11 protein-coding genes are annotated in these 12,770 nt (G+C 69.8%); 4 read left to right on the top strand and 7 right to left on the bottom strand.

What is annotated here, in order from left to right:
* Positions 1 to 173 precede the first annotated feature (173 nt).
* The 5 genes from ACLQ21_RS03745 to ACLQ21_RS03725 all read right to left on the bottom strand — a co-directional run bounded on the left by ACLQ21_RS03745 (position 174) and on the right by ACLQ21_RS03725 (position 6,044).
* The gene (locus ACLQ21_RS03745; protein WP_425661617.1) at positions 174 to 1,307 is read right to left on the bottom strand and encodes an MFS transporter; all 1,134 of its coding nucleotides are present in this window, start codon (positions 1,305 to 1,307) and stop codon (positions 174 to 176) included.
* A 174-nt stretch (positions 1,308 to 1,481) separates the two neighbouring features.
* Positions 1,482 to 3,197, bottom strand: a complete 1,716-nt coding sequence (locus ACLQ21_RS03740; protein ID WP_425661615.1) for a DUF222 domain-containing protein — start codon at positions 3,195 to 3,197, stop codon at positions 1,482 to 1,484.
* Between the two features lie 180 nt (positions 3,198 to 3,377).
* Positions 3,378 to 4,208 (bottom strand): MetQ/NlpA family ABC transporter substrate-binding protein, encoded by an 831-nt coding sequence (locus ACLQ21_RS03735; RefSeq protein ID WP_425661613.1) that lies wholly within the window; start codon positions 4,206 to 4,208, stop codon positions 3,378 to 3,380.
* A 37-nt stretch (positions 4,209 to 4,245) separates the two neighbouring features.
* A complete protein-coding gene (locus ACLQ21_RS03730; RefSeq protein ID WP_425661611.1) occupies positions 4,246 to 5,061 on the bottom strand; it encodes a methionine ABC transporter permease in 816 nt (271 codons plus the stop codon).
* Entirely contained in the window at positions 5,058 to 6,044 is a 987-nt protein-coding gene (locus ACLQ21_RS03725; RefSeq protein ID WP_425661609.1) for a methionine ABC transporter ATP-binding protein, read from the bottom strand. Before ACLQ21_RS03725 ends, ACLQ21_RS03730 begins: the two co-directional genes overlap by 4 nt.
* A 208-nt stretch (positions 6,045 to 6,252) precedes the next feature.
* Here ACLQ21_RS03725 and ACLQ21_RS03720 point away from each other — a divergent pair, with 208 nt between their 5' ends.
* Positions 6,253 to 7,161, top strand: a complete 909-nt coding sequence (locus tag ACLQ21_RS03720) for an HNH endonuclease (protein ID WP_425661607.1) — start codon at positions 6,253 to 6,255, stop codon at positions 7,159 to 7,161.
* Positions 7,162 to 7,265: 104 nt separating this feature from the next.
* Here ACLQ21_RS03720 and ACLQ21_RS03715 read toward each other — a convergent pair whose 3' ends face one another.
* Together ACLQ21_RS03715 and fgd are read right to left on the bottom strand one after the other, a co-directional pair.
* Positions 7,266 to 8,999, bottom strand: coding sequence for an NERD domain-containing protein (locus ACLQ21_RS03715; RefSeq protein ID WP_425661605.1), 1,734 nt, complete (start codon positions 8,997 to 8,999; stop codon positions 7,266 to 7,268).
* A 69-nt stretch (positions 9,000 to 9,068) separates the two neighbouring features.
* The gene (gene fgd / locus ACLQ21_RS03710; protein WP_425661603.1) at positions 9,069 to 10,067 is read right to left on the bottom strand and encodes a glucose-6-phosphate dehydrogenase (coenzyme-F420); all 999 of its coding nucleotides are present in this window, start codon (positions 10,065 to 10,067) and stop codon (positions 9,069 to 9,071) included.
* A 288-nt stretch (positions 10,068 to 10,355) separates the two neighbouring features.
* Between fgd and ACLQ21_RS03705 the strand changes: the two genes are divergently transcribed.
* From ACLQ21_RS03705 to ACLQ21_RS03695, 3 genes are read left to right on the top strand one after another with little or no spacing between them, the layout of a single operon-like run.
* On the top strand, positions 10,356 to 11,126 hold the full coding sequence (locus ACLQ21_RS03705; protein WP_425661601.1) for an ABC transporter permease: 771 nt from the start codon (positions 10,356 to 10,358) through the stop codon (positions 11,124 to 11,126).
* Complete coding sequence (locus ACLQ21_RS03700; RefSeq protein ID WP_425661599.1) at positions 11,123 to 11,941, top strand: ABC transporter ATP-binding protein; 819 nt, start codon at positions 11,123 to 11,125, stop codon at positions 11,939 to 11,941. Before ACLQ21_RS03705 ends, ACLQ21_RS03700 begins: the two co-directional genes overlap by 4 nt.
* On the top strand, positions 11,938 to 12,762 hold the full coding sequence (locus ACLQ21_RS03695; RefSeq protein WP_425661597.1) for an ABC transporter permease: 825 nt from the start codon (positions 11,938 to 11,940) through the stop codon (positions 12,760 to 12,762). Before ACLQ21_RS03700 ends, ACLQ21_RS03695 begins: the two co-directional genes overlap by 4 nt.
* Positions 12,763 to 12,770: the final 8 nt, after the last annotated feature.

Genomic DNA, 12,770 nt, shown 5'->3' with positions numbered 1-12,770 from the left:
AGGCTCCGGAGCGGCAGCTCGATCGAGGTGAGGTCGAACACCCTGCCTGTGTCCGTGCCGCCGATGCGCGTCCACCTCGTCGAACACGAGTCGCGCGCTCGCCCCCGGATGCCCGGACGAGCTGATGGCCGCGGGATCGCCGCCGCCGCCCCGCTGGCGCGGCGCACGAGCAGTCAGCGTGCGCGCGGGAACGCGAGCATCGTGAGTGCTCCCACGACCCACACCGCCCCCGACGCGGCGAGCAGCAGCAGCGGGTCGAGCCCTGCGAGCAGCCCCGCGACGGCCGTGCCGCCCGCGCTCGCGGTCGTGCGCAGCGCGGAGCCGACGGTGAAGACCTGCGCGACGACGTCCTCGGGGCTCTCCAGCCGCCGGAGCGTGAGCATCGCCGCAGTGGGTGCGGCACTGAACACGCCGGAGAGGCCGACGAGCGCGATCGTCCACCAGAAGCCGAGGTCGAGCGCTGCGGCCAGCGTTGCTAGCCCCGTCAGCCCGAAGCCGATGAGCATCGTCGCCTGCGGTGACAGCTTCGAGCGGCGGATGGGCTCGACGATGGCGCCGACGAGCGCGCCGATCGCGAACGCGGTGACGATGAAGGCGCTCGCAGCTGCGTCGCCCGTCGCGAGCAACGCGATGCCGATCGCCGCGATCGGCATGATGCCGCGGCCGAACTCGACGAGCGTGCCCGAGACGGTGATCGTGGCGAGCGGCCGGTGCGTCGACAGAGCGACCAGGCCTGCGCCGATCGAGCGCCACAGCCCCTTGCGCTCGGCCTCGCGCCGCTCGATGCGCAGCAGCGGGTACGCCGCGAGCGACACGAGCGCGATCGCAGCCATCGAGGCGAGCGCCCACCGCGGGCCGAGCGTCGGCGCGAGCAGCGCGACGAGCGCGGGTCCCGCGACTCCGGAGAGGTTGTAGCTGAGCGCGTCGAGCGCGTACGCCCGGCGCGCGTCAGTGCCGGCCGGGGCGACGAAGCTCGAGAGCCCGCCGAAGCCGAATGGGTTGAGGAGGCCGCTGAGGACGAGCGCGATCGCGACGAGCCACACCGGCAGAGGGTCGAGCGCTGCGGCCAGCCCGTAGGCGACCGCGGTGCCGGCAGCGGCTCCCATCATGAGCGGGCGCGGTCGGTGGACGCGGTCAAGGATTGCGCCGACGAGCGGCGCGGCGATGATGCTCGGCACGAGCGCGAGCGCCGCGAGCGCCGCTCCGAGTGCGATGTCGCCCGTGATCGACACCACGAGGATGGGGATCGCGATCTGCGCTCCGCTGGCAGCCGTTCGGATCGGCACCGAGGCGGCGAGCTGGCGCATCCCCGCCGCCTTCCCCTCGTGATCCACGACGGATGAGGCCGACGACGCGGACACAGACGACGGTCGATCAGCGTCGCGGGGAGAGTGCATCCCTCAAGCATGCCGCCCCTGCGCATCGACTAGCCGAATGGGCGGTCTGGGCGCCGTGTGCGATGCGTGCGAGGCCGACGCGGATCAGCGCCGCAGGACGATGTCGGGTCGCGGCAGCAGATCCGTCCGCCCGCGACGCCGCTGACGGGCTCGGCCGTGCTCGTGGAGCAGTGCGCGGAGGCGCCGCTCGGTCGAGCCGACCGCGCTGGGCTCCGATGCTCTGGGTCCCGATGCGCTGGGTCTGGCCGCGCTGGACGCCGCGCGCGGCGGTCGCCGCCGTCGCGGGACGCACTCGACCGGCCCCAGCTCGCCCGATTCGACGTTCACCGTGGTGCGCATCCCGATGCCGACGGCAGCGGGCTCCGGCAGCTTCATGGTGAGCGAGGCGGACGCGGCTGCGGCGAGCGACCCCGTCGCGGAGACGACGCGGTCACGCCGCGCCGGCCGCAGCTGCGACACGATCCGCCAGTTGCCCGGCTCCGGTCCGGCCTTCTCGACCCGCAATCGCCCGGCGTGGATCTCGTGGTGGTGGAAGTTGCAGACGAGGATGCCGTTGTCGACGTCGGTGGGGCCGCCCAGCTGCCAGGGGACGATGTGGTGCGTCTCGCACCAAGCGACGGGCATGCCGCACCCTGGAACCCGGCAGCCCTTGTCGCGCTTGGCGAGGGCGCGCTTCTGCGCGCGGGTGAAGAGCCGTTGCGTGCGGCCGAGCCAGAGCGGGTGACCATGCTCGTCGACGATGAGGTGGTGGATGTCGGCGAAGCAGACGAGCTGGTCGACGCCCTCGATCGGGACGAGGCTGCTCGTGTGCTCGATGGTGAGTGTGCGCTCGGGGTGGCAGAGTCGCTGCACGTAGGCGCGGTACGCCTCGATCGTGCCGGTGAAGACGAGGGAAGGCGACTCGCCGCCCGCCAGCGGCGCATCTCCGGAGGCGGCGTGCGCTCTGACCATGGCGATGATCGCGTCGTGCGCCTTCTGGTCTGGCGAGCGGTCGTCGAGCGAAGGCTCTTCGCTGCTGCAGCCGGCTCCGGCGCAGCCGCCCTGACCGCAGTGCTCGTCGTGGAAGGCGACTTTGACGCGTGGGCCAGTGTGCGCATCCACCACCGCCTTGATGGCCGAGCCGTCTTCGGCGGGGGAGCGGATGACAGTGAGCCACGAGCCGTCGCGCTGCTGGCGGATGCGCAGCGACCGGAGCGCGCGCTGCTGCTCGTCGTTCGGGAGCACGCCGTCGGGGTCGAGGAGCGCCGCGCACCGGCGGGCCAGCACGACCAGCTGCTCGGGCGCGAGCGGCGCGGCCGGATCGGTAGCGGCCTCGACCAGCAGCTGCTCGGCGGCCGCGAGCTGCTCGACGTCGGCTCGCGGAGCGGCTGGTTCGATGGTCGAGACGATCGCGTGCGCCTGTGCGAACGACATCTCGGCCTCGGCGAGCGCGTCGGCGACCGCCGGGTACTTCGTGCTGATGGCGGCGCCGGTGATGGCGATCGACGGCGATGTCGCCCGCCCCATGAGCAGCAGGTCGAGCGCGCGGCGGGAGCCGAGACCGAACGCTCTCGCGACCGCCTCCCTCTCGTGCCGAGCCCCTAGCAGCAAGCACAGCGGCTCATCGACCGCGCCATGCGAGCGCTCCTCCACCTCGTGCGCGAGCCGCACCTGCAGGCTCTCGGCGACTCGCGCGAGCTCTGCGACTCGGCCGAGCAGCTCGACGACTTCGCGGTTCGACGTCGTCGAGAACGACGGGGCTTCGGCGAGCAGGGCGCGGGCGGCCGCGACGGCTGCTCGTGCCTGCTCGGTGCTCGTCATCGCCGCCTCCTTGCGAGGAGAGTAGGTGTGGCCACCCACATCGACTCCGCCCTCGTTGCGAGCAGACTAGGGGTGGCCACTGACACGCCACCGGCGCCGGAAGACGACCGCGCCGCGTGCTCAGGGCACGCGGCGCGGTGGTGGCGTCAGCCCGCAAGCGGGTCGATCACTCGGTGCCGATCACTCGGTGCCGGGGACGATCAGGCCGCCCCACGTCTCCAGCATGTACGCGTCCGTCTCCTCGCTCGTGAGCAGCTCGTAGAGCGCGGTGACGCGCGGGTCGTCCTGCAGCTCGGGCGTGGTGGCGAGGATGTTGAAGTAGTCGGAGTCGTCGCCCTCGGTGAGGATGGCCTGGTCCTGCGTGAGACCGGCCGGCAGGGCGAACGAGGCGGTGACGAAGACCGCGTCGTTGTCGGGGATCGCGAGCGGCAGCGTCGCGTTCTCGACCTCGCTGAACTGGAAGTTCGACGGGTTCGACGTGATGCCGTCGAGGTTGGTGGCGCCCTCGGCGATCTCGATCAGGCCCTCGGCCGCGAGGATGCCGAGCGCGCGCGCCTCGTTCGTCGGGTCGTTCGGGATGGCGATGGTCGCGCCCTCGCCGAGCTCGTCGATCGACGTGAGCGACTCGGAGTAGAAGGCGGCGGCGGGCAGGTAGACCTCGCCGACCGAGACGAGGTTGCCACCGGCCTGCGAGTTGTACGTCTCCATGAACGTGGAGTTTTGGAACAGGTTCGCCTCGGTCGAGCCGTCGGTGAGCGCCGGGTTGGGCGTGTTGTAGTCGGTGAACTCGACCCACTCGATGTCGAGGCCGGCCTCGGGGGCGAGGTTCTCGTCCACCCAGGTGAGGATGTCGCCGGCCGGCACGGGCAGCGCGCCCACGCGGATGGTGCCGAGCGAGCCGTCCTCGGGCGCCTCGGGGGCGGATGCCGGGCTCGAGCAGGCGGCGAGGGCCGCGACGGTGACGCCGGCGGCGATGGTCGTCGCGACGCGACGGGTGGTGCGGGAGGTCATGGTGCTTCCTTCGGTGACGAGCTTCTGGGGCGCGCGGCTAGGTGCTGCGCGGGGTGTGGCGATCGAGGGCCCCCTGCGAGACCATGGTGAGGTCCGCGTCGAGGTGGGCCTGCGCATCCGCCGTCGCGTCCTTCTTGGGGCCGCGGCGGGGGGAGGGGGCGCCGAGCTTCCGGGCGAGCGCGGTCAGCGCCCACTGGATGAGCTGCACGAGGGCGAACAGGATGACGACGACGCCGATGATGTGGATCGTGCTGTAGCGCTGCATGCCGTAGGTGAGGGCGACGTTGCCGAGCCCGCCGCCGCCGACGACGCCGACCATCGCCGAGAAGTTGATGATCGACGTGATGGTGGTGGCGGTGCCGAGCAGGATCGAGGGCGTCGCCTGCGGCAGCAGCACGCGGCGTACGAGCAGCCAGCGGGAGGCGCCGAGCGACTCGGCCGCCTCGAACAGGCCGGGGTCGACCTCGCGCACGGCGATCTCGACGACGCGCACGAAGAACGGGATGGCGACGAGCGTGAGCGGCACGATCGCCGGGCCGGTGCCGATGAACGAGCCGAGCAGCCAACGGGTGAGCGGGATGAGCGCGATCATCAGCACGATGAACGGCACCGATCGGCCGAGGTTGACGACGAAGCCGAGCACCGAGTTGATGACGCGGCCGAGCACGCGCGAGCCGAACGGCCGCTCGAGGAAGCGGCCCTGCTCGGTGCCGACCAGGATGATGCCGAGCGGAAGGCCGACCACGAACGTGATCGCCATCGCGATCGCCGTCATGTAGATGGTCTCCCACGTGCCCTCGAGGAGCACGGCGATGAGCTGCGGCCAGAACTCGGGCGCGGCGGGGTCGATCATGCGAGCACCTCCCAGGCGGTGACGCCCTGCGCCGTGAGCGAGTCGATCACCTTGAGCGCGACGGATGCGTCGCCCGGCACGGCGAGGCGGGTGCGGCCGGCCTGGCGGCCGCCGATCGTCTCGAGCGCGGCGCCGAGAATGGAGACGTCGAGCCCGAAGTCGCGCGAGAGCTGCGCGATCACCGGGCGGTCGGCGCTCAGGCCCGTGTAGGTGACGTCGATGATGCGGTGGTTCGGGATGTAGTGCGCCTCGCCCACCGGGAAGAGCTCGGCGGCGATGGCGCTGCCGGGGGTGTTGATGAGCCGGTCGAGCGAGCCCTGCTCGATGACCCGGCCGTGCTCCATGAGGGCGGCCGCGTCGGCGATGCGCTTGACGACCTCCATCTCGTGCGTGATGAGCAGCACGGTGAGGCCGAGGTCGCGGCTGAGGCGCTTGATGAGCTCGAGGATGGAGCGGGTCGTCTCGGGGTCGAGGGCGCTGGTCGCCTCATCGCTCAGCAGCACGTCGGGGCCAGAGGCGAGGGCCCTGGCGATGCCGACGCGCTGGCGCTGGCCGCCGGAGAGCTGGCCGGGGCGGTCGTCGGCGCGGTGCGCGAGGCCGACGAGGTCGAGCATGTCGAGCGCCTTTGTGCGGCGATCCTTCTTGGCGGCGCCGGTCGCCTCGAGCGCGAACTCCACGTTCTGCGCGACGGTGCGGTTGCCCACCAGGTTGAAGTGCTGGAAGACCATGCCGATCTTGTGGCGCTCGTTGAGCAGCGCCTTGCCGCTCAGCGCGGTGACGTCGACGCCGTTGACGGTGACGCGGCCGGAGTCGGGGCGCTCGAGCGCGTTGACGGTGCGCAGCAGCGTCGACTTGCCGGCGCCCGACTGGCCGACGACGCCGAAGATCTGCCCCTTGGCCACCTCGATGGAGACGTCGTCGAGCGCGACGACGGCGTCAGGGCCGTCGCCGAACCGGCGGCTGACGTGCTCGATCGAGATCATGGAACTCCAAGCGGGGGCGCGGTCGGCGCCCTGAGTTGGGGGAGTGGCAGCCCGGCTTCGGCGGTGGGCTGTCGTCCATTGTCGCGCGGATGGGCCGCCGGCGCGAGCATGTGACGTCGCGTGACGGCCGGCGCAGCACCGTGATCGCACATGCGCTATTTACTGGCTTTTCCTCATCGCCTCAGTTAGCGTCGATCATGGAGGCGACATGGCGACGGAAGCGCAGATTGCTGCGGACGCGGCGACGCGGGAAGCAGTGTTTATGGCTCTCACGCGACGCAAGCTCGCGGGTGAGTCGCGACACCATCGGGAGTTCCTGCGCGAGGGCGTTCATGTGAATGGGCAGCGCATCCCGCTCGTTGACCAAAGCCGCGGCATTTGGAACCCTGCCGCCCTCCTGGGCACGTTGTCGGTGATGACGAGCCTCGACGCGCGGCGAACTAAAGAATACGAAGACGAAGTCGACCTTGCGACGGGGACGGTGTCGTACTCGTACCAAACCGGTAACGGGGGCCCTAACATAAAGCTGCGAATCGCCGCCGAGATGGGGCTGCCCATCGTATACTTTACGAAAGTGTCGCCCAACTGGTACACGTCGTCATATCCGGTTTATGTGACGGATGATGCGTCGGCTCGCCGGGTGTATCTCTCTATGGAGCGCGTCGAGCTGTTCGGTGAAGACACCATGCCGTCGGCGTATCCGGAGCGTTCGTATGTCGAGCGCCGGATGTGGCAGCGAGTCCATCAACCGGCGTTTCGCGGCCTGGTGATGTCGGCATATGTCGAACGCTGCGCGGTGTGTTCACTGGCACACGCTTCGCTTCTCGATGCCGCGCACATCATGGGAGACAAGCACGAGCTCGGCGCCCCGCGCACGTCCAATGGTCTTGCTCTCTGTAAGATCCATCACTCGGCGTTCGATCGCAACATGCTAGGTATAACGCCGGACTACCGGGTCAAGATCCAGCCAGCCTTGTTGGCTGAGGTCGACGGGCCGATGCTGAAGCACGGAATCCAGGAAATGCAGGACCGGGTGCTGCACCTTCCTTCCGCGAAAGCAGACCGGCCGGACCGCGAACTCCTCGCGCTGAAGTATTCGGAGTTCGCGGCGCACTAGCCCTTAACGTTGGTCGCCAATGCGGTCGGTTTCGTAGTCGTCCGGTCCGTGCTTGATCGAGGCGCAGCGAAAACGCGCGAACCCGCTGCGCCGTGAGAGTCCCGTCAGAGATCAAGATGGGCAGGCAGCACCCGCGCGGCCAGCTCCTCCACGCAGGTGAGCACCACGAGCCGATCGGTCGCGCGCGTCATGCCGACGTAGAGCAGGTCCTCCCAGTGCTGGCCGGTCTCGTCGACATCCGTGACGATCACGACCGGGGACTCGAGGCCCTTGAACGCGTGGATGGTGCCCCAGCGCACGCCGGAACCGGTCATGCCGCCGGTTGCGAGCGCATCCACCACCAGGCCCCTCGCGTGCGCCGCCGCGGAGTCGCGCTTGGGGGAGAGGATGACGATCTCCTCCGGCTCCCAGCCGTCGTCCCAGAGGCTCGCGAGCACACTCTGCAGCTGCTCGCCCTGCTGGTCGGGCGAGCGGTAGAGGTGGAGCTCGGCGCTCGGCTCGTCGTCGTCGCCCTCGCGGTCGAATCCCGTGTAGACGTCGCGGCCGAGGATCGCCTCGATGAACGCGGCGAGCTCGGGGGGTTGGCGGACGTTGTTGGTGAGGGTCATCGTGGCGACGCCGGGGAGGCGGCGCGTAATGGTCTCGAGACGGTCGGCGTCCCGGGCCTGCTGGAGCAGCGGGCGGGAACGGGGGCGGTAGATGTCCTGGCGCGTGTAGTCGCCGGCGAGCACGACGCGCGAACCGGCGAGCCCGCCGACGAGCAGGCTGTCGAGCACGTCGAGCGTCGAGTCGCGCGCGAGGTCCTGCGCCTCGTCGGCGACCAGGCAGGTGAAGGGCGGCTCGAAGTCGGGCGCGCGCGTCACCGCGAGCGTGGCTGCGGGGAGGGCGCCGTTCCACCACGCGTCATCGGCGTGCGGCGGGGGAGTGAGGCCCGAGTAGGCCAGCATCAGCTGGTGCACGCGCGCGACCGTGATGTCCCCGCGGTTGCGCAGGCGGTGGTGCAGGTCGGCCTCGAGCAGCTTGTTGAAGCAGGTGAGCAGCACGCGCTCGTCGCGGTTCCCCTGCAGCTGCGCCGCGCGCACGGCGATGTTCGTCTTGCCGGTGCCAGCCGGCCCGGTGACGATGAGGCGCTCGTTGCTCGCGAAGTAGCGCAGCGCCTCCTCCTGACGCTCGGTCGCCTCCTGCAGGTTCCGCCGGCGGGCCTCGCGACGGTCGGCGAGCTCGAGGTCCCAGCGCACCGCGGGCACGAGCGCAGCGCGGGCGTCGGCGATGTCCTGCTCGTCCGGCCGGCCGGTGTCGAAGGGCGGCACCCGGCGCTCGAGCTCGCGGGCGCCGTGCCGCAGGATCCGGACGATGCTCGTGACCAGCCGGCTCGGGTCGAGGTCTGCGCGCGTGAGCGTCGCGTCGGCCGGCACGTCGATGCGCTGTTCGAGCCGCTTCGTCAGCTCGCCGCCCATGTTGGGGAACCACGCCGCCTGCCAGATCGGGTAGCCGGGCACGTACGCACGCCGTTCGATCCACGTGCGGATGCTGCGGCTGTTGTCCCACACCTGGTCGTAGGGCGAGCGGGCCGTCGGCTCGCCGCCGCCCAGGCTCCAGCCGCGGTCGTCGACCTCGAGTCGGTCGTGCGACTTCACCTCGACCACGAGCATCCCCTCGCCCGGCACCATGACCACGAAGTCGGCTTCGCCCTCGACCTGCGTCTCGTGGTGGCGGACGGGCAGGCCGTGCCAGACGAGCCAGCCGGCGGTCCCCGGGTGGTCGCGGAGCGCCTCGAATACCTTCACCTCGCCCGGCGGGGTGCGGGGCCGGATCGTCGGGGGCACCATCGTCGCCATGGGCCCAGCGTATGGGCGGGAGATCCCTGACCCCGCCGCGCGCGTCTTCGAGCACGGCGACTGCCGCACCTACGCGGTTCGCGCCGGCAGCAGCGGCAGCACATCCTCCGAGAACTGGGACAGGAAGCGTCGCTGGTCTCCGCCGGGGCCGTGGAAGACCAGGTGGCGGAAGCCGAGGTCGATGTAGTGCGTGATCGCTGCGGCGGTCTCGTCGGCATCCGACGAGACGATCCAGCGCTTCGCAACCTGCTCGATGGGCAGCTCATCGGCCAGTCGCTGCATCTCGGCCGGGTCGTGGATGTTCTGCTTCTGCTCGGGCGTGAGCGACAGCGCGGCCCAGAAGCGCATGTTCTCGCGGGCGAGCTCGGGGTCGCGGTCGTACGAGACCTTGATCTCGATCATGCGGTCGACGCCGGCGTCCTCCCGCTTGCCGAGCGCGATGCCCTCCTCGAGGTTCGGCACGATCGTCTCCTGGTAGTACGCGTCGCCCTTGCCCGAGGTGCAGATGTGACCATCGGCGACGCGCCCCGCGTACTTCGTCGTGGCCGGCCCGCCGCCGGCAACGTAGATCGGGATGCGCTGCTCGGGTCGGTCGTAGATCGTCGCTCCCTGCAGGTTGTAGAAGTCGCCCTCGAAGTCGACCCGCTCGTCGTCCCACAGCGCCCGCATGAGGCGCACCGCCTCGCGGAGCCTGGCGAACCGCTCCTTGAGGTCGGGGTAGGGGACGCCGATCGCCTGCTCGTTGAGTGCCTCGCCGGTGCCGACGCCCAGGATGAAGCGCCCAGGGTGCACCTGTCCCAGCGTCCCGAACGCCTGCGCGATGACAGCCGGGTGATAGCGGAGGGTCGGGGTGAGCACGCTCGTGCCGAGGACGATGCGCTCGGTGCGCTCCGCCGCCATGCCGAGCCACGTGAGGGCATTGGGTGCATGGCCGCCCTCATGGCGCCAAGGCTGCAGGTGATCGGAGATGAACGCCGAGTCGAAGCCCGCCGTCTCGGCGAGAACCGCGAGCTCGAGCAGCTCCGCGGGCGAGAACTGCTCTGCGCTCGCCTTGTATCCGTACCGCATCTGAAGTCCCCTCGACGTTCGCTCGATGTCGCTGTTGTAACGCCGACGAAATGCCATCGACATCGGCGCCTGTGACCCTTAGCATGTCATCTACCGAACCTATGGTCCAATGAGTGAACCGGAGTTCTCATGTCAGCGACGACGCTAGCCCGCCGGCGGGGCCCTGCCGCCGCAGAGCGGAGGGGGTCATCCACGCCACGTCGGCGGCGCTCTTCCAACGCCCTCCAGTACGGGCTGATCGCGGTTGGGCTGATCGTCGCGGTCGTCCTGCTCTGGGAAGGCTACAAGGTGCTGGGTGCCGCGACCGGGGGCCGGATCCCCTTCACGGACCTGCCGCTGCCGGTCGCCTCGACGGACACGGCGATGCCCCACATCTGGACGATCATCGGCGCACTCGGCGCGCCGGCATCGAGCGCGACGACGGAGACCCTGCTCTCCTACCTGCTGGGCGAGACCAGCGTCACCCTGCGCGAGGCGGCCTACGGGCTCTTGCTCGGTGGCGGCATCGGCGTGCTGCTGGCGATCGGTCTGCGTGAACTGCCGCTGGTGTCGCGGGGCGTGATGCCGTGGCTGGTCGTCTCGCAGACCATCCCACTGGTGGCGCTGGCGCCCATCATCGTGATCTGGGTCGGCGGGCTCGGGCTGCCGAGCTGGGTGGCCGTCACCATCATCTCGGCCTACCTGTCGTTCTTCCCGGTCACTGTCAACACGCTTCGAGGCCTGAACTCGGCTGACCCCATCCACATCGAGCTGATGCGATCGCTCAACGCGTCGCGGTTCCAGACGCTCATGTGGGTGCGCATCCCCTCGGCGATCCCTTCGCTGTTCAGCGGCCTGCGCCTTGCTGCGATCGCCAGCGTCATCGGCGCGATCGTCGGCGAGCTGTCGGCCGGCACCGGCCTCGGCATCGGTCGCGCGATCCTCAGCTCCGCCTACTTCTACTCCACCGGCCCCGAGAAGCTGTTCGCGGCCGTGCTCGTGGCGTCGCTCGCCGGCGTCATCTTCGTCCAGCTCATCGCCATCGCGGAAACCCTCGTGCTCAGGAAGAGGACCCAATGACCACCACTGCCGCCAACCAGGCCACCACCACTCCGGCGATCTCGCTCCGCGGTGTCAGCAAGGTGTTCGAGACCTCGAGCGGCCCCGTGCACGCGCTGCAGGACATCGACCTCGACATCGAGCCCGGCTCGTTCGTCTCGTTGCTCGGCCCCTCGGGCTGCGGCAAGAGCACGCTCCTGCGCGTCATCGGCGACCTGATCGACCCCTCGGAGGGTGACGTCGAGGTGCACGGCAAGACCGCAGCGGCCGCGCGGAAGGCGCGCGACTACGGCATGGTCTTTCAGCAGGCCGGACTCATGGACTGGCGCACCGTGCTGCGCAACATCGAGCTGCCGCTTCAGGTGCAGGGCGTCGGCCGCGAGGAGCGACGCGAGAAGGCTCGCGAGATGCTCAAGCTGGTGAAGCTCGACCAGTTCGGCCAGCACCGGCCGCGGCAGCTCTCCGGCGGCATGCAGCAGCGCGTCGCGATCGCACGAGCGCTCTCGTTCCAGCCGAAGGTGCTGCTGATGGATGAGCCGCTCGGCGCACTCGATGAGATGACCCGCGAGCACATGCAGCGCGAGCTGCTCGGCATCTACCAGGAGACCGGCACGACGGTCGTGTTCGTCACGCACTCGGTCTCGGAGGCGACCTTCCTCTCCACCGAGGTGGTCGTGATGTCTCCGCGGCCGGGCCGCGTCGCTGAGCGCATCACGATCGATCTGCCTCGCTACCGCAACGACGAGACCCGCATCAGCGACGCCTACTTCGCCGCCGAAGCGAAGGTCCGCGAGTCGCTGCACAGCGTGCTCGACGAGACACGGAGCAAGGCATGACTGCCACGACAGCGATCGCGCTGCCCAAGCGCGGTACTGCGCAGACGAGCGCACGAGCGGTGCTGAAGCAGGCGCTTCCGCCGATCGTCGTGGGCGTGCTTGCGCTGGTGCTCTGGGAAGGCCTTGTCAGGGGCCTGAGCATCCAGGCGTTCCTGCTCCCTGCGCCGACCGCGATCATCTCCGCGCTGGGCGCCAACATCCAGATCATCCTCTCGGCGGCGCAGGTGACCACACTCGCGGTGCTCGGCGGCATGGCGCTCGGCTCGATCACGGGCGTGATCGCGGCCTTCATCGTGAGCCTCATGGAGCGCACGGCCAACACGATCCTCGTGCTGGTCGCGATCCTCAGCTGCGCGCCGGTGGTGGCGCTCGCCCCGATCTTCAACCAGTGGTTCGGCTCCTCGAACCTCATGTCGAAGATCGCGGTCGCGGCGATCATGGTGTTCTTCCCCGTCATGGTGAACACCACGCGCGGGTTGCTGCGGGTGGATCCGCTGCACCGCGAGTTCATGCAGTCGCTGTCCGCGTCACCCCTGCAATTCATGCTGTACGTGAGGATCCCGGGGGCTCTGCCCTCCCTCTTCGACGGCCTCAAGATCGGCGCGACGCTCTCGGTCATCGGCATCATCGTCGCCGAGTACTTCGGTGGCACCGCCAACGCGCTCGGCGTCTTCATCGCCAATACCGCCGCGCTGTCGAAGTTCGAGCAGACGTGGGCGGCCGTGGCTGCCGCGAGCCTGCTGGGCCTCGCCGTCTACGCGCTCGTGCTCCTGCTCGAACGCATCGCAATGCCCTGGCACCACTCCCTTCACCAGAACTAGGAGAACGA

Origin of the sequence: Agrococcus sp. DT81.2, assembly GCF_049844935.1 — a bacterium.
Lineage (GTDB): Bacteria > Actinomycetota > Actinomycetes > Actinomycetales > Microbacteriaceae > Agrococcus.
The sequence above is the reverse complement of the archived record's forward strand: the minus strand, read 5'-3'. Positions and strand labels throughout refer to the sequence as shown.

Coding starts and splice junctions, on each gene's coding strand:
- ACLQ21_RS03745 (WP_425661617.1), bottom strand. CDS start 1,307: ATGCGCCAGCTCGCCGCCTCGGTGCCGATCCGAACGGCTGCCAGCGGA.
- ACLQ21_RS03740 (WP_425661615.1), bottom strand. CDS start 3,197: ATGACGAGCACCGAGCAGGCACGAGCAGCCGTCGCGGCCGCCCGCGCC.
- ACLQ21_RS03735 (WP_425661613.1), bottom strand. CDS start 4,208: ATGACCTCCCGCACCACCCGTCGCGTCGCGACGACCATCGCCGCCGGC.
- ACLQ21_RS03730 (WP_425661611.1), bottom strand. CDS start 5,061: ATGATCGACCCCGCCGCGCCCGAGTTCTGGCCGCAGCTCATCGCCGTG.
- ACLQ21_RS03725 (WP_425661609.1), bottom strand. CDS start 6,044: ATGATCTCGATCGAGCACGTCAGCCGCCGGTTCGGCGACGGCCCTGAC.
- ACLQ21_RS03720 (WP_425661607.1), top strand. CDS start 6,253: ATGGCGACGGAAGCGCAGATTGCTGCGGACGCGGCGACGCGGGAAGCA.
- ACLQ21_RS03715 (WP_425661605.1), bottom strand. CDS start 8,999: ATGGCGACGATGGTGCCCCCGACGATCCGGCCCCGCACCCCGCCGGGC.
- fgd (WP_425661603.1), bottom strand. CDS start 10,067: ATGCGGTACGGATACAAGGCGAGCGCAGAGCAGTTCTCGCCCGCGGAG.
- ACLQ21_RS03700 (WP_425661599.1), top strand. CDS start 11,123: ATGACCACCACTGCCGCCAACCAGGCCACCACCACTCCGGCGATCTCG.
- ACLQ21_RS03695 (WP_425661597.1), top strand. CDS start 11,938: ATGACTGCCACGACAGCGATCGCGCTGCCCAAGCGCGGTACTGCGCAG.